Origin of the sequence: Mesorhizobium sp. M7A.F.Ca.US.005.03.1.1 (assembly GCF_003997975.1) — a bacterium.
In the GTDB taxonomy this organism is placed as follows: Bacteria; Pseudomonadota; Alphaproteobacteria; order Rhizobiales; family Rhizobiaceae; genus Mesorhizobium; species Mesorhizobium ciceri.
In genome coordinates this window covers 1-21,690 of record NZ_RZRO01000020.1, presented here as the reverse complement: position 1 = coordinate 21,690, position 21,690 = coordinate 1, and the positions used below count along the sequence as shown (strand labels likewise).

Here is a 21,690-nt window from a genome sequence, read left to right as displayed (position 1 = left end):
TTTTCGCGCCCGTCGCCCTCGCCACAGCCTCCATCTTGCCGAATCCGTCCACCATTAGTGGGAAAGTTCGTTCTTATAGAAAACCCCACCCTTCATGATCGCCTGGAAGGATTTGCCTTCGTCGCCGAGCAGCGAGATGTCCTTCAGTGGATCGCCGTCTATCACAATCATGTCAGCATAGGCCCCTGCGGCGATGGTGCCGATCTTGCCAGCCATCAAGCACAGTTCGGCCGCGTTGATGGTGGTCGATCGGATGACCTCGATGGGCGGCAGCGCCTCGGCGCGGATATTGAATTCCAGGTTCTGGTGTGGATGTAGAAAGCCTAGATGATCCGAACCATGGCAAATCTTTACACCGGCGTTGTGCATGATCTCCAGCGATACCGGGCCACGATCACGCACCCACTGCAGGCGCTCAACGGCGGCAGCGTCGAGTCCGAGCCTTTCAGCCTCGATGATTTGTCCCTCGTATGCGCTGATTGTCGGCGTTGAATAAGCGCCCTTCTCGGCCATGATCGCCGCCGTTGCGGGAGTGATCAGCGTACAGTGCTCGATCGACTTGATCCCGCAGGCCAGCGCCCGCGCGATTGACTCGTCCGAATGTGCGTGCACGCAAACGTAGGTCTTGGCGTTCTCCGCTTCTTCCTGGAAGGCGCGAAGCTCATCCATCGAATAGGCATTCCATGAGCGTGGCATCCGCAGCTGCGCCGCGCCGCCGCCGGCCATCACCTTGATGAACTGAGCGCCTTTGCGTATCTCCTCGCGCGCCGCGCGGCGACACTCATCAACGCCGTCGACGATCTTCGACACGTTGCCGAGTTGATTGTTGAAGGTTTCAGCCGAGATCAGGTCGCCGCGCTCGCGCGGATCGGTATGGCCGCCGGACTGGACAAAAGCCTTGCCGCACATGGTCAACCTGGGTCCGTCGATCAGACCGCTTTCAAGCGCGTATTTGAAGCCCAGCGTCGCCCCACCGACGTCGCGGACTGTCGTGAAGCCGCGCAACAGCATGCCCTTGACGATCTTGGCCGCGTGCAGCGCCACCAGTTCGTTGGGCATACGTGAGCTGGCGGACGGATCTTCAGCGGCCGAATAAACGTGGACGTGGCAATCGATCAAGCCGGGCATCAGCGTCTTGCCCTTCAGGTCGATCATGATCGCGTTGACGTCCTTAATCGGCTTGTCGGAAACTTCGTCAATCATGCCTTCCGACACCCGTACATGACGGTCATACTCCCCGTCGTCCGAGGAACCATCAAGCACGCGCGCGTTCTCGAAGACATATGAAGGCATGGGAATCTCCTCTTCAATCATTCCTGTTAGTAGGTCGCACGTCCGCCCGACAGGTCGAAGACCGCTCCGGTGGTGAAGGAATTCTCCTGCGTGGCCAGCCAGCAGATCATGGACGCTGCCTCCTCCAGTTCGAGCATGCGCCCGCGTGGGATCTTGCCAAGGATATAGGCTATATGTTCGGGCGCCTGGGCCATCGCGCCCGGTGTCTTGGCGACGGCCGGCGTCACGCAGTTGACGGCGACGTTGCGATCGGCCAACTCCTTACCAAGCGACTTGGTTAGCGCGATCACGCCGGCTTTCATTGACGAATAGGCGACCGCATTGGGATTGCCTTCCTTGCCGGCGACAGAGCTGATGTTGACGATGCGTCCGTAACCCTTCTCCATCATGTGGGGCACGATCGTTCGGCAGCAGTGGAAGGTGCCATTGAGTCCGACCTGAACCACCTCGGCGAAGGCTTCCGGCGGATACTCCCAAGTTGGCATATTAGGGCCAACCAAGGCGGCGTTATTAACTAGGATGTCGACCTTGCCGTAGCGCTCGACAGTTGCCTTTGTCGCAGCCTCAACTGAGGCGAGCACGCCGATATCGGCTGTCAGGCACTGGACGCGGTCTGAGGCTCCGACCTTCTCGGCGCAGACACCGAGCACCATCTCGTCGCGGTCCCAGATGGAGACACTCGCACCTGATTCGAGCATACGCTTGACGACGGCAAACCCGATTCCTTGAGCGCCTCCCGTGATGACTGCGGTTCGGCCTGCGAGATCATATTCATTCATGTATAGACGGTTCCTGACTTTCCGCTGGCGCCCCGGCTACGCCGGACGTGAGCAATTTCATTTTGTGTTTTCTGCCAAACCGGAATACGACCTTATTGGAGACATGATGGGCAGCGCGAAGACTTGATTGGGAACGGGTGCGTCGTGATCCGCGATGAGCCCCGGCGCAGCTGAACATTCGCGATTGTCGATCCCTTCCTTGGCACCAGGATCGTGGACAGTGGTCGGCCAATCCAGCATGGAGCTTTGCGACGAATGCGTTTTGACCTGTTGTCATTGGAATTGTTCGTCGCAGTCTGTGAGGAGCAAAGCATTGCCAAGGCCGCTGACCGCGAGCACATAGCTGCATCTGCAATCAGCAAGCGCATTTCCGATCTCGAGGCCCGGCTCAAGACACCGCTGTTCTTGCGTGGTTCCAAGGGGTTGGAACTCACCGCAGCCGCCAATTCCCTGCTGTACCACGCCCGCGTGGTCATGCGCGACCTGCGCCAGATGGAATCCGAGCTGTCCAATCATGCCAGCGGCGTGCGTGGCCACGTCCGCGTCTATGCCAGTGTTTCCACCATCATCCAACACCTGCCGCGTGACCTGCGCGAGTTCCTCGCCCTACACGACGCCGTGCGCATTGACCTGCAGGAAGGAACAAGCCAGGAGGCGCTCGAGGCGGTGGCGGAGAACGCCGCCGATATCGGCGTCTTCGGCGGCGTTGTGCCGCGCCAAGGCTTGAAGATCATCCCGTACCGTGTCGACCGCATTGTCGCACTCGTTCACAAGGACCACCCGCTGGCGGACCGCACGATCGTCAAGTTTGCTGAGTTCACCGATTTCGATCTAATCGGGCCGATGAAGGGATCCTTCCTCGACTCGCTTGTGCTACGCGCTGCTTCCGACCTCGCCCGCTCGTTGCGGATGCCAGTCCGCGTGAACGGTTTCGAGACCGTATTCAGCATGGTTGAAGCCGGACTGGGGATCGGCCTGGTCCCGGAGAAATGCGCCGAGCGCTATGTGACCAGCGGCAACACCGTCGCCATCGTCCTTGACGAACCCTGGGCCGAGCGCCAGTGGAACCTTTGCGTGCAGGCAAGCCAGACCATGCCGCCGCCCGTGCGGCTGCTGCTCAACCATCTCACCAACAGCGAAACCCGATAAGGCCGCTTGATTTCGCCGGCCGTCCTCGTCGGCGCGGTCCGCCCGCGACCGCCGGGGCGCGTTCGCCTATGGCGATGGGCTGTTTCCGAAGGACGACTTCGAGGATGCACGCGACACTCCTATAAGACACCCGAAAGGGCGCGCGCCGTGGTGGTTTGCGCTCCTGTGAAATCCATCTGGAGGAATAGGACGTGAAAATCGCGGTACTTCCCGGCGACGGCATCGGCAAGGAGGTGACCGCTGAGGCGGTCAAAGTGTTGCGCTCACTTGCCGGCGCTGGACTCGCCTTCGAGATGACCGAAGCCATCATCGGCGACGAAGGCATTCAGACCGTCGGCGATGCGTTGCCGGCGAAAACGCTTGAACTCTGCCGTGCGGTTGACGCTATCCTGCTTGGCGGTACCGGTGTGCCCGCCGACGAGCACCGCCCACCATCCGAAGGCGCTGGAAACGGGTTGTTGCGGCTTCGCCGGGCGCTGTCGCTCTATGCCAATTTTCGTCCGGTCCTGCTCTATCCCGAATTGCTCGACGCCTCGACGCTGAAGCCGGAGGTGGTCGAAGGCGTCGATATGCTGATCCTGCGGGAGTTGAATGGTGACCTGTATTTCGGCGAGCCCCGCGGCATCTCTGTCAACGCGGCCGGGGAGCGCGAAGGCATCAACACAATGCGCTACACCGAGAGCGAGATAGACCGTATCGCCCATGTAGGCTTCAAGGCGGCACAAAAACGCGGCAGGAAGCTGTGCTCTGTCGACAAGTCGAACGTGCTGGAGACAATGATGTTGTGGCGCGAGGTGGTGACCCGCGTCGGCAAGGACTATACGGATGTGGAACTGACCCATCTCTATGTCGATGCAGCCTCCATGGCGCTGATCCGCAATCCCAGGCAGTTTGACGTCATCGTCACCGGAAATGTCTTCGGTGACATCCTCTCCGATGCCGCGGCGATGCTTGCCGGTTCAATCGGCATGCTGCCGTCGGCCTCGTTGGGTGTCGGAAACAAGGGGCTCTACGAACCTGTCCACGGCACCGCACCCGACATTGCGGGCCGCAATATTGCCAATCCGCTGGCAGCGATTTTGTCGGTAGCGCTGATGCTGCGCTATTCTTTCTCGCTGGAAGATGAGGCCGCGCGGGTCGAGGCTGCGGTCCGTTCGGTGCTTGCCGCCGGCTACCGAACCGCCGACATTATGCGGCCCGGCTGTCGCAGGGTCTCCACCAGCGAGATGGGTGACGCCGTTGTAGCGGTTCTCGTCGCCGGAACCAGCAGGCAGGCCGTCTGCTGATCGGTCCGATGCGTCGCAAGTTCCTAGAAAGGAGAGTCCCTCTCCCGCCTGGGCGTCTTCAATCCAGGTCTGACGCTCGACTGAAATCCCAGTGGGCGCAAAAGGAGTACGACACGCGATGAAATTGCTGCGCTATGGCGAGCCGGGTGAGGAAAAGCCTGGCATTCTCGACCGCGAGGGCCTCATTCGTAACCTGTCTGGCCATGTCTGCGATATTGCCGGCGGGACGCTGTGTCCCATTGGTCTCGACGCGCTCCGTGCGATCGATATCGCCAGTCTCCCGGTCGTCGACGGTAATCCACGCATCGGCCCTTGCGTCGCCGGGACCGGAAAATTCATCTGCATCGGGCTGAATTATTCTGACCATGCCGAGGAAACCGGCGCCACGGTGCCGTCGGAGCCGATTATCTTCATGAAGGCAACTTCGGCGATCACCGGCCCATACGACCGGGTCGAGATCCCACGCGGTTCCGAAAAGACCGACTGGGAGGTCGAACTCGGCGTCGTTATCGGCAAGACCGCGAAATATGTCTCGGAGGACGAGGCGATGGACCATGTCGCTGGCTATTGTGTCGTCAACGACTTATCCGAGCGCTCCTTCCAGGCCGAACGACAAGGTCAGTGGACCAAGGGCAAGTCGGCCGACACCTTCGGCCCGCTCGGGCCCTGGCTGGTCACCGCGGACGAGGTGTGCGATCCACAGCCGCTGAAGATGCATCTTGAGGTCAATGGCAAAGCCTTCCAGAACGGCTCGACAGCGACCATGGTCTACGGCGTGAGGCACTTGGTATCCTATCTGTCGCAGTTCATGAGCCTGCGCCCCGGCGATATCATTTCCACTGGCACTCCGCCCGGCGTCGGCCTCGGTCAGAAGCCGAATATTTTTCTCAAGGCTGGCGATGTCATTACCTTGGGCATCGAGGGTCTTGGCGAACAACGCCAGCAATGCATTCAGGCGTAGCGATCGGATGCTCCATGACCGTCGACCCGACGCCTTTGACGTGGGTGGCAGCGATTTAAATCCTCGAAGCTCGACGATTTCCGGTCGCCATCCCGATTAGGGGCCTTCCTATCGCCCATCAATGTTGGCATCTGACATTTCTAGACCCGCCGGAGCAGGCATGCACTTCAATTTTTCCGACCTCAAGCCCATTGAGCGATACAAGCTCCTGTCCTCCACCATCACGCCCCGCCCAATAGCCTGGGTTTCCACCATCAGCGAAGCCGGTCAACGCAACGCCGCGCCGTTCTCCTTCTTCAATGTTTTCGGCGAGGATCCGCCGGTTGTCGGATTCTCGATCAACGACCGCAGTCCGGGCGACCGGAAGGACACAGGCCGTAACATCCGCGCCACCGGCGAGTTCGTCGTCAACCTAGTCGACGAGGATCAGCTGAAGGCGATGAACGTCACGGCCACTGAATACGGCCCGGCCGTCGACGAGTTCACCGTCTCCGGCCTGAGCTCGCAGGCCTCGCTTTCGATCGGCGCGCCGCGCATCGCAGAAAGTCCGGTGTCCTTCGAGTGCAAGCTGATGCAAATCGTCGAGCTGGGGTCAAACCGTTCGCTTATCCTCGGCCATGTGCAAGTCATGCATATCCGCAACGACCTGCTCATCAATCCGGAACGCTTCCATGTCGATACGGCGAAGATGCGCGTCGTCGGGCGGATGCAGGGTAACAACTACATTGTCTGCGACGACATTTTTGAGATGGCACGCCTTCAGCCATAAGCCTGATTGCGGGAATAGAAGCGGCGCTTCCTTCACGGTGTTCGGTGCTCGTCGAGCGGGTGTCAGGCCGCGGAGCGAGAGCGACCCTATGGAGTTTTGGCGTATAACCGAGGCAAGTCGTTCGAGCCATGGATGACCCTAGCTGTGTCCCGATAGCGTTGCTTTCTGTAGCGGTTGTGGCTCAAACAGCAGCGAACACGATCGTTGCTAGCGGCGTAGAGAACGGTGCATCCGCGACTGCGTGGTCTCAAAGCGCAGCCGACAATAACGCCATTTGGCCCTTTCGTGTCAGTCGGTGACAGCCCCGATACTGAGCCATGGCGTCGCTTGCGCCGACGCTTTCTCATGATCTTTGATCGCCGGCAGTTCCGCCAGAGTGTCGTCGATGAAATCATTGCCCTTCAGCAGTCGCTCCCGGTCTGAATCGACAATCAAGAACGGCACTGTGCCAAGCCGCAGGTGGCTGAGCTCGCGCCTTTCCAGGTCCACCGTGAAGCGCGCTTCCTGCGGATTCGCCGCCGCGCGCAGGCACTCTGCTAGCACGTCCTCACTGACGGTCGCAGGAATGATGCCGTTGTTGATGCAGTTCGCCTTGAAAATATCGGCGAACATGGAGGAGATCAGGCAGCGTATGCCAAATGATTTCAGTGCCCAGGGCGCGTGCTCGCGCGACGAACCGGAGCCGAAATTACGCCCCGCGATGATGATCGTCGCCTCGTCATAGGGCTGCTTGTTGAGGATAAAGTCCGGATCTGGTGTGCCGTCTGGTCTGTAGCGCAGGCTATGAAACAGGAACGGTGCCATCGCGTTGCGATCCGGCTTGCGCAGGAACTGCTGGGGATAGATCAGGTCTGTGTTGATGTCGGACATCGGAAAGGGCGCGGCGATGCCGCTGTGTCCGGAGATCGGTTCCATATTCGCCTCAGATCAGTTCGCGCACGTCTGTCAAATGGCCGGTGATCGCCGCTGCCGCGGCCATGGCGGGGCTCATCAGATGCGTACGCGCACCGCGCCCCTGTCGCCCTTCGAAATTCCGGTTCGATGTCGATGCGCATCGTTCGCCAGGTTTCAGCCGCTCGCCATTCATCGCCAGGCACATCGAGCAGCCAGGCTCACGCCAGTCGAATCCGGCCTCGATGAAGATCTGGTCGAGTCCCTCCTGCTCAGCCTGGTCCTTGACCGGCCCCGAACCAGGCACAATCCAGGCAGTCGTACCGTCGGCGACCTTGCGCCCCCGCACCACTACGGCCGCGGCCCGCAAATCCTCGATGCGGCCATTGGTGCACGAGCCGATGAAGACGTGATCAACGTGGATGTCGGTCAGCGCCTGTCCGGGCTGCAGGCCCATGTAGTCGAGTGCGCCTTGGATACTGGTGCGCTCGCTCTCGTTGTCGCAGGACGAAGGGTTTGGCACCCTGCCTACGATCGGCAGCGATTGGCCGGGATTGGTGCCCCAGGTGACGAAGGGCACTACGTCGGATCCGGCGATTTCGACATCCGCGTCGAAGAACGCATCCGGATCTGACTTCAGCGAGCGCCACGAATCCACTGCCCGGCCCCACATTTCGTCCTTCGGCGAGTATTTGCGTCCTTCCAGATAGGCGATGGTCTTCTCGTCGGGCGCCACCATGCCGGCGCGCGCGCCGCCCTCGATCGACATGTTGCACAGCGTCATGCGCTGTTCCATGGTCAGCGCCCGAACCGCCTCTCCCTGGTATTCGATGACGTGGCCGGTACCACCTGCCACGCCAATCCTATGCAGAATCGAAAGGATTAGGTCTTTCGCCGTTGCGCCGGAGGGCAGTTCGCCCTTCACGTTGACACGCATCGACTTGGACTTGCGCTGCACGATGGTCTGCGTCGCCAGCACGTGCTCGACCTCGGAGATACCGATGCCAAAGGCGAGTGCCCCGAATGCGCCAAGGGTGGAGGTGTGGCTGTCGCCGCACACCACCAGAGCGCCGGGCAGCACAAAGCCGAGTTCAGGCCCGATCACGTGGACGATACCCTGCCGGCGGTTGCCGACCGAATAGACGTCGATACCGGCCTGCCCGCAGTAGGCCTCAATGTCCTGGACCATCTTGCGTGCGTCCTCGTCCTCATAGGCGATCCCGTTGACGCGGGGCGTCGTGGGAACGACGTGGTCGGCCACGCCGATCGTCAGATCGGGACGGTGCACCTTGCGCCCGCGCGCACTTAGCCCCGAAAATGCGTAAGTCGCGACACCTTCATGAACCAGATGTCGGTCGACAAAGAGAATGGCCCTGTTGTCGCCCAGCGGCTTGACGACATGGGCATCCCAGATTTTTTCATACAGCGTCTTCGCCATGGTGACCTCTTCGCGGCGCCGCCTGATTGCATCTGCCGAGGACACTCGCTGAACGGCGCATGCGACTGGACACCAGGCGCTCGTCATCGGCGAAATCCTCAGAGGTATCAGGCCGCCTGCAATCTAGGAGTTAGCCCACACGCCTTGAAGGCTCATTTCGACATGGCTCCGTCGCGAACGACGATGCGGATCACGCCCTGGTCCAGTTTGCCCGCCGCATCTTCAAAATCAGCGGAGCGGCTGGACAGTTCTGCCTCCCAGCCCTGTCAGGTGTTGGTCGGCATTCCCAAGCCGACGCCAAAAACGGTCGGTCATGAAGGCTCCGATCCCGGCACGCCTTCCTACACGCAACGAGAAGTACGGAGAATTGTCAGACACCAAGATAGTCGAGTAGACTTTCTTCCTCCGCAGCCATCTGGAGATTCGTCAATTCCTTTACGATCTTCCCGTTCTCGATCATGTAGTATCTGTCCGTAACCTCAGCCGCAAACTGAAGATTCTGTTCGACCAATAGAATTGTCAGACCGGTCGACTTGATATCATTAATGATCGCACCGATTGCATCGACAACTACAGGAGCCAAGCCCTCGGTTGGCTCATCAAGCAGGAGGAACGACGCTCCCATATAGAGCGGACGCGCGATCGCCAGCATCTGCTTCTCTCCGCCAGACAGAGACGCTGCTTTTTGCAGGCGCCGCGCCTTGAGAATGGGGAAATGCTGGTAGATCCGTTCAAGTGGCCATCCTGTGGTTTTGTTCGGCCGACCGATGGTCAGATTTTCATGGACGTTCAATGTCGAAAATATGCCGCGGTCCTCAGGGGCAAAGCCCACTCCCATCCTGCAAATGCGCTCGGGCGAAAGGTCGATGATTTCCGAGCTGCCAAAACGGATGCTGCCCGTCCGGCGCGGTATGTCACCAATGATGGATTTAAGCAGCGTGGTCTTGCCGGCGCCGTTGCGCCCCACCAGCGTCACGACCTCGCCTGCGTCGACTGACAGGCCAACACTCTGCAATATATGGCTTTCACCATAATAGGCATCGAGATTTCTTATCTCCAACATACTCAATGGCGTTTTCCCAGATAGGCTTCGATTACGCGAGGGTCCGTTCGTACGTCGTCATAGCGCCCGCGAGCGAGCAGAGCACCCTGCTGCATGACGATGATTTCGTCGGCGACATCGGCGATGACTCCAAGATTGTGCTCCACAACGATGATCGTGCGCTCGCGGGACAATTGGGCGATTAGGTCAGTTGTGCGTGACACGTCCGCACTCGTCATCCCTGCGGTCGGTTCGTCGAGAAGAAGGATCGCCGGGTGCGCCGCCAAGGAGATCGCGAGTTCCAAGGCCCGTTTGCGGCCATAGGAAAGATCACTGGCCGGCCGCTCGCGCAAAGATGGCGGAATGCCGACTTGATCCAGCAAAGCGTTGGCTTCAGGTCTGTGGTTTTCGTGCCAGCCTGACTTCGCCAGCACTTTGGCGCCCCCATCCGCTCGCCGTTGCACCGACAGGACAACATTGTCCATGACCGCCAGATTGGGAAAAATGCTGGTGATTTGAAAACTTCGCACGATCCCGCGCCGGGCAAACTGTTCGGTGCGCAGCGAAGTCATGTCTTCACCATTAAACAGCAGACGACCACGCTTGGGCCGATAAAAACCGCTCAAGACATTGAACAGAGTGGTCTTGCCGGCGCCGTTCGGTCCGATGATCCCGTAAACCGGCTTTTTCTCGAACTTCAAGCTAATGTTGTTGATGGCCGTGAAACCGCCAAAGCTCATTGTGACCGATTGCAGTTCAAGGAGCGGCACGTCTGTCGAACCCGCCCCGTAGACGGAGTTACTAGCGCCAGGATCAGGCATCGGCCACCTCTCCGGTTGTTGCAATCTGGTTCGGGTTTGCAGCGTAAAGCTCACCCTTTGCCGGCATATCGGGCGACGTGGCGCGATCGACCGAATGATGCACGATCTCGCCGAGTATTCCGCGTCGGAACAACAGCACGACGGCCACGAACAGAAGGCCGAGGAACAGGCTGCCATTGTCCGTGATTGACGACAACGTATTGCGCATGAGCAAAACGATGCCACTGCCTAAAAATGGGCCGAAGATGGTACCGGCGCCGCCAAGCAGCGTCATCATGATAGGCTCTCCAGAAGCGCGCCATGAGACCATTTCAAGGGTAACAAACTGATGGTTAAGGGCATAGAGAGCGCCGCCGATCGAGCACACCACTGCCGAAAATACATACGCCTTCACACGCAAGCCGTAGACGCTGTAGCCAAGACTCATCATGCGCTGCTCGTTCTCGCGGGCGCCGAGAAGCGCAAGGCCATACGGCGACTTTAGAAGTCGAATTGTCGTGATAATCACCAAGGCAGCGGCAGCGAGGCAAACATAATAGAAGATCCGGTCGTCCTTGAGGTCCAAGCCCAGGAGCGTTGGTCGAACCAATCCGTGCAACCCGTCCTCACCGCCCGTGTAGTCGGGAAACTGATTGACGACGAAATAGACGATCGACGCGAATGCAAAGGTGATCATAGAGAAATAGATCCCTTTCTTTCTTGCGACGATGAAGCCAAAAAGAAGACTTACAATGGTGCTCAGGGCGACGCCGGCGAGCAGCGAAAGGAACATCGGAGCCCCGAACTTAACCATCAGGATCCCGGTGACGTAGGCCGACATGCCCCAATAGGCGGCCTGGCCGAACGAGAGGAGTCCGCCGATCGCGAACAACAGATCGAAACCAACCGCAAACAGCCCCCAAAGGATAATGTCAGTCGCAAGGACTGGATAGACCAGCCACGGAAGCAAAAGCGCTGCCGCCAGCGCAATGAGAGCGGTGGGTCGGCTCAAGAACACCCGCCGCGCACGCTCGGTCATCGGTGTATAATGCAGCGCGAAATGCGAAATATCGATGCCTTGGAAAATCCCGCCCGGGCGTATTAGGAGCACGACAAGCATCAAAATGTATATGACTGCGGAGGCCGCCGGCGCATAGAAGATGGCCGCGATAGCCGAGACGAGGCCTGACGCAAAGCCCATGATTGCCGATCCGGCGATCGAGCCCATGCCGCCGGCGACGACCACGGCGAAGACGAAATTGATCATTTCCTCTCCCATAAACGGCGACACGTTGCGCATCGGTGCGGAAAGCGCCCCCGCGAGCCCAGCCAGAGCGGAGGCGAAAAAGAACGTGCCGGACACGAGAAGGGGCACATTGCCGCCGAAGCATTTAAGCAGATCGGGCCGCTCCGATGCCGCCCGGATCAGCGCTCCCAGGCGCGTGCGCTCAAGCGCCAAATATGTGCCCAGACATAGAAATACCGATACCACAACGACGAAGAGGCGATATTTCGGGTATGAGGCGAAGCCGAGGCTGACGGCACCCTTGAGAAGGTCAGGCACCAGGTATGGCGCCGACGTAACGCCGTAAAAAATTCGAACAACGTCTTCGATGATCAGCGAGAGGCCGAAGGTCAAAATCAGGATGTAGGCGAGATCCAAGCCATAAAGTCGGCGGATGAGCAGCCGCTCAATAATCACACCAAGCAGTCCGACCAGAACGGCGGAAATGAGAAAGCCCAGCCAAAGCGAAACACCGAGATGCGATCCCAGAATCACCGCGATGATTGCGCCCAGCATGAACATCGCGCCATGCATGAAATTAACCACGCGCATCATGCCGAAGATGATGCTCATGCCGAGACTCATCAACGCCAGGACACCTCCCGTGACAAGTCCGTTGAAGAGCAAAATTGCATAGTAAGACATTGGCCGGCCTCGGTTGCGTTGCGGATGAACCCCTCTCCCCGTCGGCGATCAGCCGGCGGCGGGAGGCATGCTTCTTCCGCTACCAATCGTGCTTGCAGGTGCTTTCTGCTTCCGGGTAGTACGCCTCATCCCCTGGAACCGACCCGACGATGTTGAAAAAGTCGCTGTCGTTCTTGACCTCCGATGCGGGTTTGACCTGGCCAATAAAGGTACGCTTCACCACAAGATGGTCGCGCTTGCGCATGAGCGCGTCCTTGGTGAACATGTCGCTGAAACGCCGACCTTCTAGGGCTTCCGTTACCTTGTCGGGATCGTCCGTCCCGATTTCTTGGACGGCCTTCAGTACTTGATAGACGGCAGAATAGTTGCCCGCGTGTATGTCACCAGGGTAGAAGCTGAGCTTCTCGCGGAAACGCTTTGTGAATTTCCGGGTTTCGTCGTCGAGATCCCAATACCAGATCAGCGCGGCGTTTACGCCGGCCCACGTGTCCGGCCCGAGAGCCTTCACATCAGAAAGATTCAACTGTCCGGGAACAATCTTTATTCCGGCATCCATCAAGCCGAATTCACGGGCCTGCTTAACCGCGTTGCGCAGATCCTGTCCGGATTCAAGGATTCCGATTGCCTCGGCGCCAGCCGCCTGCGCTTTGAGAAGATAGCTTGAGAAATCGTCGTTCGGGAACGGCACCATATCCACCCCAACGACCTCACCACCGTTTTGATTAACGGCACTCGAGAAAGAAGCCAGCAACGACTTTCCGAAGGCAAAGTCGGCTGTGATAAAATACCATTTTTTGGTGCCGTCCTGGGTCATTTTCTTGACCGGCGCGGACATGGCTGAGGTATCGTATCCATAGTGCCAAGTGTATTTGCCGCAAGCTTCATTCGTAAGCGCCATGGTTCCCGGGCTAACAAAGGTCGTCAGAATGTGCCTTTCGTTAGCGAGCTTGGCTATGGCAATGGCTGCGGCGGAACTCGACACGTCGGTAATGAGGTTCACGCCCTGAGAGTCTATGATCTCGCGCGCCTTATTGACCGAGAGTGCAGGATCCAGCTTGTTGTCGACGACGATGACATTGATCGGTACCCCGTTGACCTTTCCACCGAAGTCATCAACGGCCATCTTGGCGAATTCAACGTCACCGGGACCTGATGTTTCTGAATAAACCGAAGAAAGATCGGTCAACATCAGGATATTGAACTGTTTGGCTTTCATCTGAGCATACGCCGGGACGGTACCGGCAAAAGCGATAGCCGCCAGCAGGCCAGCGGCTGCCAATGATTTAATCCGCATTTCAACTCCTCCTCCTCGAAAACAGGCATCCCTAGCCGTGAGCCACTTCAGTGACCGCATCTTATTGTCATTCGGTTTTTAGCGGCAACGAAAGCAATGGGAGAAGTCTCATATGGGCAGGACGTCATCGCGTTTGGAGATGCACCACATCGCGCCAATCGCATCGCCATGGAAACTCCAGAACATCCGCGGGCCAACCTCAAATGATTTTCGCGTGCGCCAAGGTTTTACCGCGTTTCACTGATCGCGGCGCCCCTCTGGTGACCGAGCGACACTAGTAGGCGGAACATTCCTGGATATTCGCCACGCTTCATCCTATGGGCGCTGCCGAGCACCAACGCCCTCAATTCAGTATCTTCTTCCTCACCTCGAAAGGGCCCAGCACCGAACCTGTCCCGAGCGGCAGGTGAGAGGACGGTCTTAGTGTCCGCTTTGAAATCTCGGCGCTTGAGTTTGCTCAGCAGTGGCGCGACGGCAAACGGACGCGGGCACCCCGAACGTCCGCGATGGAACGACCAATATCGTTGACAAAAGAGGGTGCGGAACATGGCCGTCGGCGGCAAGTTTGTTGCCGGCGGCTTTCATTCGCATGATTTATCACTTGGCGGGCACGCATTGCCGGATTGCGCCGTAACACTAAGTCGAAGTTGCCGCGAAGCTGATCAGTCGGCGCGGGACCTTCGGCCGCTGATCACAGTCTCTGTTGCGTTCCATCCACTCGTTGAGAAGCAGGGTTGGAGGAGCCAGCATAGCAACCATTTCTACCACCCAGCCAAAACGCCAAGCCTATCCAGAGCAGGCGCGAGCCCTTTTAGCGACACGGACAGCACCACGTCCTTCTGGTCGGTGCTTCTGACCTAGATCTTCAGCACGGTACCCGCCCGCAGTGCGGTAACCGTTGCTTCATCGAGAGTGAGCGGCACGATGCAGCCGGCCGCCTCGACAACGAGTACGGAAATGGGCTGCGGCATAAAACTATTGGACCATCGAGCTATTCATCAACCACAACGTGCTGAACGAAGATACGATTCAGGCGTCCAAACCATTTCATTTGCGTTTGAAGTTTTTTCCGAACCCGCTATTTTGCAGTAAGGGGTTATGAGACGGAAAATCGTGGACGTTCTGAAACGCAACAATGTCCGGCTCCACGGCACGGGGCCGAAAAGTATGGTGTTCGCGCACGGCTTTGGCTGTGATCAGAACATGTGGCGTTTCGTCGAGCCAGCATTCCGCCGCCAGTTTCGGACCGTGCTCTTCGACCATGTCGGCGCTGGAAGGTCCGATCTTGCCGCTTATGACAGCGCCAAGTACGCGGCCCTGGACGGTTACGCGGATGACCTTATCGAAATCGGGAATGCCGTAGAGCTTTCGGGAGCAGTGTTTGTCGGGCATTCTGTCAGCGCGATGATCGGAGTTCTCGCATCTGTAAAGGTGCCCGAAATGTTCGACAGTCTGGTTCTGGTCGGTCCGTCTCCTCGATATATTGACGATGCCGGCTATGTCGGGGGCTTTTCAGAGGCGGATGTCGAGGGTCTGCTTTCATCGCTTGCTGACAACCACATGGGCTGGTCGGCTGCGATGGCGCCAGCGATCATGGGCAACGCGGATCGCCCGGACCTTGCCGACGAGTTGACCAACAGTTTTTGTCGGACTGATCCCGACATAGCCCGCGAATTCGCACGGGCCACATTCACCTCTGACAACAGGTCCGACCTGCCGAAAGTCACAGCGCGGACGCTAGTCCTCCAGTGCTCGGACGACATCATTGCAGGCGATCATGTCGGTGAATACGTGCGTGCTCACATAGCTGGAAGCAAACTGATTCACCTGGACGCCGTCGGTCACTGCCCCAACCTCAGCGCCCCGCAGGAAGTTGTGGCGGCGATACGGGCTTTCGTCTGAGTTCGCGATGGGGGCGGACGACAAATATCTCGATCTTTTCGAGAACGCGCCGTGTGGCTACCTCGTCATAGGCGCAGATGGCCGCATCCAGGACGCGAACGGCACTTTCCAAAGATGGACTGGGTTCTCGAAGGAGGCAGTCTGCGGCAAACGCTTCCGTGAAATTCTCAATGTCGCAGGCAGGATGTTCTACGAGACACATTTCGCTCCATTGTTGAGGATGCAAGGATTTTTCGAAGAGGTCGCGTTGGATATCGTGAAGGCGGATGGCGACATCCTGCCGGTTCTAGCCAACTCATTGGAACAGCGCACGCCCGCCGGAGACGTGATCGAAACACGGGTGACATTGTTTCGCGCAACACAGCGGCGGCGCTATGAGCGCGAGTTGGGCGAGGCTAAACGTCAGCTGGAACAAGGATTGCATTCTGCGCAACAAACAGCGGAGTTGCGCGAGCAGTTCATCGCGGTGCTTGGCCACGATCTGCGAAATCCACTAGCGTCGATATCCGCTGGGGTACATATGCTCGCCCGTAACACCGATCCGAGTGACGAAAAAGTTGCCAAAGTCCTGCGCCTGATGCTGGCGAGCATAGCGCGCATGAGCGGCTTGATCGACAACGTCCTGGATTTCGCAAGGGGCAGGTTGGGAGGCGGCTTGGGATTGACGAGGGATCGAGGCAAGCCGATCCAGCCTACATTGCAGCAAGTGCTTGACGAGATTAGATCAAGTTACCCGGAGCGTCAGATCGACGTATTGTGGAATCTCGATGGTGACATGATCGAAGTTGACCATGTGAGGCTTGCGCAGCTGTTTTCCAACCTGATGGGAAACGCGATTGCCCATGGAGACCCTGAAACTCTGATCCAGGTGACCGGTAAGTTCAGTGAAGGCTTTTTCGATCTCTCGGTCGCGAATGGCGGCAAGCCTATTCCGCAAGCGGCATTGAAGCGCCTCTTTCAACCATTCTATCGAGGAGATGCAAAAGGTCGCCAACAAGGCTTGGGATTGGGGCTCTACATCGCGTCAGAAATAGCCCGTGCCCATGGTGGAACCTTGGACGTGGTGTCGGATATGGAGCAAACGCGATTTAGTTTCCGTATGCCCATAAGATGATGACGCAAGCCAATTTGACTGCGAGCAGCTCCGCTTGGCGCCGAGACGCCAGCCATGCGTGACGACCTGCTCCCACGCATGTGCAGTGAATGCCAAAGCCGCAATGTCGATCTGATCTACACGCCCGACCCGTCGAAGCATTCCGGCATGGGGCAAGCTAACGCCTGTGCGAAGGCGAAGGACGGGCGCTAGGGCCAATCCGGCCTTGTCAGTACCGGCAAACCCGAACGCGTTCCAGCACCCGGTGGTGATGGTGCCAGTGCCTAACCCACTTCACGCGGCAATGGTGACGATGCCGGTAATAGTAGCGATGCGGGTAGCGGGCCACGTAGGCAGGATAGCGGGGGCCGTAATAGCGGCCGCCATAGTCGTAAAACGGACCTCCGCCGTAGAAGGGGCCACCGCGGTAAAACGGGCCGCCGCCGAACGGACCGAAGCCCCCGAACGGACCAAAAAAGCTGATGCCAGAACCGAAGTGTGCATCCGCAGGCACAACCGTGGCTGCGGCGCAGGCGATGGCAATCACCGAAGCAAGGAACACTTTTCTCATAGCAACCTCCCTGAGGTCCCTTCACCCGAGAAACTCCCGCAGGAGCCGTACGTTCCCGATTGCTAAAATTCTCTGCGCGCCGTCACCCAACCAGACGTTTTTGCCGATTCCGCCGTATAAGGCCGCATCATACCTTCGACTTCCGCCATCCTGCCCACCATGCTTCCATTGAGAGCAGAACCAGCGCTCGCCTTTGGCCAGTTGACGACCGTTTCGGTGTAATGTCGCTGCCCTGGCATGTGGTAGATGCGCTCGCCTGTCACGCTAATGTTGCCCCTTGATGGCGCAGCCGCCCGGCGCGCTAATGCCGCCGCCCTGACGATGCACTGTGGGGAGAGGATGCTGTACGGACTGCGGTATAAGGTAGCTTGCCCCGGCAACGCCGCAAAGCACGACAGGGATTAGCGCCCGCTGCTCTAACAGCGAACGCCTACGTCGCCTTATAGGCTTGGAAGCCTTCTGCCCCTGTATGCCCACGCCCGGTGGGAGAATGCGACTCCTAAGGCTTGGAGTCCAGATGGGGCGGGCTCACCGGTCCTGTGGTGTTCCGCCGGATGAACGGGACTTCCTTCCCGGTCACTTCCCGCACGGCTTTAGACAGCGCCTCATGCAGGACGCGCGTCAGCCGGTAGTGCTTGCAATATATAACGGCTTGACGATGCTCAAGTGCAGCGCTTCCGCTGCTGTCACAAAGCGTTCAATTTCAGTCTGCGAATTTCTGCGAACCTTTTGACCTGGCCATTTTCCATCCGAATCTCTCGGTGTGCCATACGATCTTGGCCGTCGATCTTCGTCGGCTTGTGGATTATCAGGCTTCGGCAGGTGTTCGGGGTGGGCCTCGAGAAGCGTGATCTTGATCTGCGGTCTGCAGCGGTTCCAGTCGAACTTCTACCTCATAGGATCGACACCGCCGCCGTAAGCGGACATTGCCGCAGCTGCACTCGGCCTTCACAAGCATGTGTGCGGGATCGTGCGCCATCAGAACAAAAAAGGAACATATTCCTTGCGCGTCAAGACGCTTGTGGAATCTTTTCCCCCATGAGCGATGGACCATCCCGGCTTGCCGAAGGCATGACAGCGGCCCCGCGCGATCGACGAAGCGTCGACAATCATACGTGCGAGCACCCCGGCTGCGGCAAAGATGGAGGCTTCGGCTTCGCCAGGATGCGTCAGCCTTCGCACTGATTTTGCATGGAGCACCGTGGCGAAGGAGAGCTAGCACACTAAAAAGGCTCGCGGTCCCATTGGCGAGTCCGCGAGCCTCCCCGTGCCCCAACCCCACAGCAGCAAAGCGATTTCAGTCCCAGCCAATATGACCCATCGCGGGACGGCATAGCGCCAAGAATCACCTATCGCGTGAGCGGCGGACCTGTTTCCGAATAGGCGGGCCTCGCCGGCAACTTTGCCTTACTTAACGTAAGAACAGCCAGGGTCTTTAGGTGAACAGCGGGCGCGCCCATGCGAGGGATTACTCAACATTGTTTGCCCTGCTGACTTTACGCATGAGCTGCTTATCCACCCAGTCCTGAATTGGTCGGTCGGAGTTGCGACTACGCCAAGCAACCGGCGCAGTCGGATTTGAACCTACATGGAGTGCCAAATCTGTGAGCGACGGGAATGTCTTCTTGACCCCGTCGATTGTGACGGTAACCGGAATTAAAACCCCGCTCGGCATTGCCTTACCCCTCGCGCTGTTAACCAAATCCCGCCTCCGAGGTAAGCCGAGATGGCCCTCCTAGAAGTGGCGGCTGCCCCACCGGAATCAGCCCGCTGGGGCTGTTGATCAGCCCATTTAGCGACTGGCAAAAGGGGCTGTTCGGTGGTGACCCTGGATCACATTTGCAACTTGACGCCTTACTTTGGCTGGCACATCGGCCGAACAGATGAGGGCGTACGATCGATAGGAGTCGATCCGCCATATCAAGGCGTGAGAAGGCGATAGGTTCTGTCGGGAAATAGGTCTCACCAGCGCGTTTCCCCCGGCCGCCATCATACGCCGGCGATGCACCTTGCGCGTGCTGACGCCCGCCTGTGGCCAGCAGGAAGCGCGCATTCGCCCTTGCCCGGAAGAGATCGACCTCGGCCTGCTTCTGCGCTTCCCGCGCCAGCCCGTAGACCTCGGGCAGCGGTTGCCGGTCGGCCGGCTTCGCCTTCATGGTCCACTTCTCGCTGCGGAAGCCCCAATGAGCGATGCCGTCGAGTTCGCTGCCGTCGAACCAAGCGCTCGAGTTCAGTTTCGGGAAATGCAACACCCGAGCCATCCACCAGATTTTCTCGATGTCGTGTTCGCCGGCACCCTTCGCCCATGGCGTCCAGCCCTTGCCTGGTCGCTCCGTCAGATCGCGTCGCGCATGGTGGTCTCCGTTTGTCTCACTTCAGGACGGAAGTGCTGGCACCCGTCTTGCACCGAAGGCGGTTGCCGGCTGATCCCCGGCAGCTCGTCGGGCTTGAGGCAGTAGTTGGGGGCCCTCGCCCGGCGAGTTCACCAATACGGTTTGTCAATGTTGAAGGGTCGCCCGCAACCATCGCTGGGCCTTGCGGGGGCGAAGCTTGCGCACGATCCCCTGCGCTCATTCGTCGTCTTCCCAACTGTGAGTTTTTTCCACGGAGTTCATGGATGGCGCGCACAATGCAATGGAAATCTACATACCTCGGTGCATCGATCATTATTTTAGTGATCACTAAAATCCCCGATGATTTGAACGCCAGAGTTTAACGCAGCCCGTGCGATTTCAGGGCGACGTTTCTTCTGCGTGGGGTTGGATATGCGTGCCCGGATGTTAGTTAGGAACTCGAAGGCTACAGAAGCCTTCGAATTGCGCGTGAAAATCGCGTCCTTGGAAGAGGAGCAGAGGCGAAGAGTGGCGAGCTCGGCTGGTATGTTAAAGCTGGCGCAAGTCGGCCAAGAATTAAAGTGGCTCCGGTTTCGCCTGGCCATCCTGGAAGACTGTGTGGCGGCGCTTTCAACCAAACACTAATTTACGTGCCCGTACTGGATTAGCCGGGACCATCATCGGCCGCCTTCAGATGAGACACCACCGTCCCGACGGGTAGGCTCGGCAGTGTTTGGTTTTTCTTCGGTTCTCTTCGTCCCAAACTGGTAGAAAAGCGCGAATGACAATACGAGATATCCCACCTGGAAAATGATCAAGATCAGCAATGTCCATGCAAGCGACTTCCAGAACGAGCCGGTTGCTAGAAGAATCCAGATCGCCGCCACGGTCGAAGTGGCGAACATCCCGATCAGGAAACGCGGAAAAAACATTTATGCTCAATGCCGCCCCATAACTGGACCGACCGGGTCTCTCGCGTCTACTCTCTAGAAGCATTTAACGTTTCACTAAATTAGTAATTGCGCAAGTCATCATGAGAGGTGACCCCAGCGAGCCCTCTGGTCACCCACTTTGGAATATAGGATTATTATCCTCGTTGCAGCGATCCCCTCAAAACGGAGTTCGCCAAATGCCTAGGTCAAAAGGTTCGCAGAAGCTATCGCAGGCTGAAATTGAGCGCTTTGTGGCGGCAGCGGAATCGCTGCACTTGAGCATCATCAAGCCCTTCATATCCCCGCATTGCGAGTGACGTTGCCCCCAGTTTTTATCCAGTTTTGAGTTCGTTTCCGGCGTGGGCTGTGCCCTGCTGGGCGGGTGAAGCGACGGGCGCTGGCGCGGAGCCTTTGGCATAGCGCAGCGCGAGCGACCGCCGCGGATTGAAGGTGCTGGCGAACTCGGCCGGTGTCTGCCAGGCGATTTGGGAGTGCGGCCGCGCGGTATCGTAGTCGGCGTGCCACAGGGCAATGGCTACGCGCGCCTGAGCCAGCGAGGTAAACAGTGTCTCGTTGAGCAGTTCATCGCGCAGTCGGCCGTTGAAGCTCTCGATGAAGCCGTTCTGCATCGGCTTCCCGGGCGCAATGTAATGCCATTCGACGCGGCTCTGATCCGCCCAGGAGAGGATGGCGTTCGAGGTGAACTCGCTGCCATTGTCGCTGACGATCATCCTCGGCCGGCCGCGCTCGGTGGATGAGCCGGTCCAATTCGCGGGCGACCCGCATGCCCGAGAGACGCGTATCAACGATCAGTGCCAGGCACTCTCTCGTGCATGTCGACGACGGCCAGGATGCGCAAGCGTCGCCCGTCGGTGAGCTGGTCCGATACGAAGTCAAGCGACCATCGCTCGTCGGGCCTCAGCGGCACCAGCATCGGCGCCCTGGTCCCGATTGCCCGTTTGCGGCCGCCACGCCGGCGAACGGCGAGCTTATCCTCCCGATAAAGCCGGAACAGCTTCTTGTGGTTAACGACCAGGCCCTCCCGCCTCAGCATCACCAGAAGACGCCGGTAGCCGAACCGGCGACGCTCCTGCGCGATCGCCTTCATCCGCTCGCGAACCTCGCGGTCGTCCGGCCTGCTGGTCTCGTAGCGAACCGTCATGCGGCAACAGCCGATGGCTTTACACGCCCGCCGTTCGCTCATCCCGAAGCCTTCCTTCAGGCGAG

The 21,690-nt window shown here is 58.7% G+C and carries 18 protein-coding genes and 1 pseudogene; 7 read left to right on the top strand and 12 right to left on the bottom strand.

Features of this window, described 5'->3' with window-relative positions:
- Positions 1-54: 54 nt before the first annotated feature.
- Both EN990_RS11585 and EN990_RS11580 read right to left on the bottom strand, forming a co-directional pair.
- Complete coding sequence (locus tag EN990_RS11585) at positions 55-1,293, bottom strand: amidohydrolase family protein (protein WP_064994830.1); 1,239 nt, start codon at positions 1,291-1,293, stop codon at positions 55-57.
- Between the two features lie 26 nt (positions 1,294-1,319).
- Positions 1,320-2,072: an SDR family NAD(P)-dependent oxidoreductase gene (locus EN990_RS11580; RefSeq protein ID WP_064994829.1), complete on the bottom strand. Its 753-nt coding sequence runs from the start codon at positions 2,070-2,072 to the stop codon at positions 1,320-1,322.
- A 255-nt stretch (positions 2,073-2,327) separates the two neighbouring features.
- Here EN990_RS11580 and EN990_RS11575 point away from each other — a divergent pair, with 255 nt between their 5' ends.
- The 4 genes from EN990_RS11575 (at position 2,328) to EN990_RS11560 (ending at position 6,237) form a co-directional block, all read left to right on the top strand.
- On the top strand, positions 2,328-3,221 hold the full coding sequence (locus EN990_RS11575; protein ID WP_127368273.1) for a LysR family transcriptional regulator: 894 nt from the start codon (positions 2,328-2,330) through the stop codon (positions 3,219-3,221).
- A gap of 191 nt (positions 3,222-3,412) precedes the next feature.
- Entirely contained in the window at positions 3,413-4,507 is a 1,095-nt protein-coding gene (gene leuB, locus EN990_RS11570) for a 3-isopropylmalate dehydrogenase (protein ID WP_064994827.1), read from the top strand.
- A gap of 118 nt (positions 4,508-4,625) precedes the next feature.
- Entirely contained in the window at positions 4,626-5,468 is an 843-nt protein-coding gene (locus EN990_RS11565; protein WP_127368274.1) for a fumarylacetoacetate hydrolase family protein, read from the top strand.
- 160 nt (positions 5,469-5,628) lie between these two features.
- Positions 5,629-6,237 carry a flavin reductase family protein gene (locus EN990_RS11560; RefSeq protein ID WP_064994825.1) on the top strand — a complete coding sequence of 203 codons (609 nt, stop codon included), beginning with the start codon at positions 5,629-5,631 and terminating at the stop codon, positions 6,235-6,237.
- A 288-nt stretch (positions 6,238-6,525) separates the two neighbouring features.
- Here EN990_RS11560 and leuD read toward each other — a convergent pair whose 3' ends face one another.
- The 6 genes from leuD to EN990_RS11530 form a co-directional block, all read right to left on the bottom strand.
- Positions 6,526-7,152, bottom strand: coding sequence for a 3-isopropylmalate dehydratase small subunit (gene leuD / locus EN990_RS11555; protein WP_064994824.1), 627 nt, complete (start codon positions 7,150-7,152; stop codon positions 6,526-6,528).
- Positions 7,153-7,159: 7 nt separating this feature from the next.
- Positions 7,160-8,566, bottom strand: a complete 1,407-nt coding sequence (gene leuC / locus EN990_RS11550) for a 3-isopropylmalate dehydratase large subunit (protein WP_127368275.1) — start codon at positions 8,564-8,566, stop codon at positions 7,160-7,162.
- Between the two features lie 370 nt (positions 8,567-8,936).
- Positions 8,937-9,629 carry an ABC transporter ATP-binding protein gene (locus EN990_RS11545; RefSeq protein WP_064994822.1) on the bottom strand — a complete coding sequence of 231 codons (693 nt, stop codon included), beginning with the start codon at positions 9,627-9,629 and terminating at the stop codon, positions 8,937-8,939.
- Between the two features lie 2 nt (positions 9,630-9,631).
- Complete coding sequence (locus EN990_RS11540; RefSeq protein ID WP_157678544.1) at positions 9,632-10,429, bottom strand: ABC transporter ATP-binding protein; 798 nt, start codon at positions 10,427-10,429, stop codon at positions 9,632-9,634.
- Positions 10,422-12,338 carry an ABC transporter permease gene (locus tag EN990_RS11535; protein ID WP_064994820.1) on the bottom strand — a complete coding sequence of 639 codons (1,917 nt, stop codon included), beginning with the start codon at positions 12,336-12,338 and terminating at the stop codon, positions 10,422-10,424. The genes EN990_RS11540 and EN990_RS11535 overlap by 8 nt, the downstream gene beginning before the upstream one ends.
- 79 nt (positions 12,339-12,417) lie before the next feature.
- Positions 12,418-13,632, bottom strand: coding sequence for an ABC transporter substrate-binding protein (locus EN990_RS11530; protein WP_064994819.1), 1,215 nt, complete (start codon positions 13,630-13,632; stop codon positions 12,418-12,420).
- A gap of 1,113 nt (positions 13,633-14,745) precedes the next feature.
- Here EN990_RS11530 and EN990_RS11525 point away from each other — a divergent pair.
- Genes EN990_RS11525 through EN990_RS35470 form a run of 3 tightly spaced genes read left to right on the top strand, consistent with a single transcriptional unit; the run spans position 14,746 to position 16,840 of the window.
- Positions 14,746-15,534: an alpha/beta hydrolase gene (locus tag EN990_RS11525; RefSeq protein WP_064994850.1), complete on the top strand. Its 789-nt coding sequence runs from the start codon at positions 14,746-14,748 to the stop codon at positions 15,532-15,534.
- A gap of 7 nt (positions 15,535-15,541) precedes the next feature.
- Entirely contained in the window at positions 15,542-16,648 is a 1,107-nt protein-coding gene (locus EN990_RS11520; protein WP_127369082.1) for a PAS domain-containing sensor histidine kinase, read from the top strand.
- Positions 16,649-16,702: 54 nt separating this feature from the next.
- On the top strand, positions 16,703-16,840 hold the full coding sequence (locus tag EN990_RS35470; RefSeq protein ID WP_157678546.1) for a hypothetical protein: 138 nt from the start codon (positions 16,703-16,705) through the stop codon (positions 16,838-16,840).
- Between the two features lie 16 nt (positions 16,841-16,856).
- Here EN990_RS35470 and EN990_RS11515 read toward each other — a convergent pair whose 3' ends face one another.
- From EN990_RS11515 to EN990_RS11480, 4 genes and pseudogenes are all read right to left on the bottom strand, one after another.
- Complete coding sequence (locus EN990_RS11515) at positions 16,857-17,198, bottom strand: hypothetical protein (RefSeq protein WP_127369081.1); 342 nt, start codon at positions 17,196-17,198, stop codon at positions 16,857-16,859.
- 1,694 nt (positions 17,199-18,892) lie between these two features.
- On the bottom strand, positions 18,893-19,459 hold the full coding sequence (locus tag EN990_RS11495) for a hypothetical protein (protein ID WP_127369080.1): 567 nt from the start codon (positions 19,457-19,459) through the stop codon (positions 18,893-18,895).
- 749 nt (positions 19,460-20,208) lie between these two features.
- Complete coding sequence (locus EN990_RS11490; protein WP_127369079.1) at positions 20,209-20,463, bottom strand: hypothetical protein; 255 nt, start codon at positions 20,461-20,463, stop codon at positions 20,209-20,211.
- 332 nt (positions 20,464-20,795) lie between these two features.
- A pseudogene (locus EN990_RS11480) lies at positions 20,796-21,690 on the bottom strand (IS3 family transposase); the annotation flags it as partial.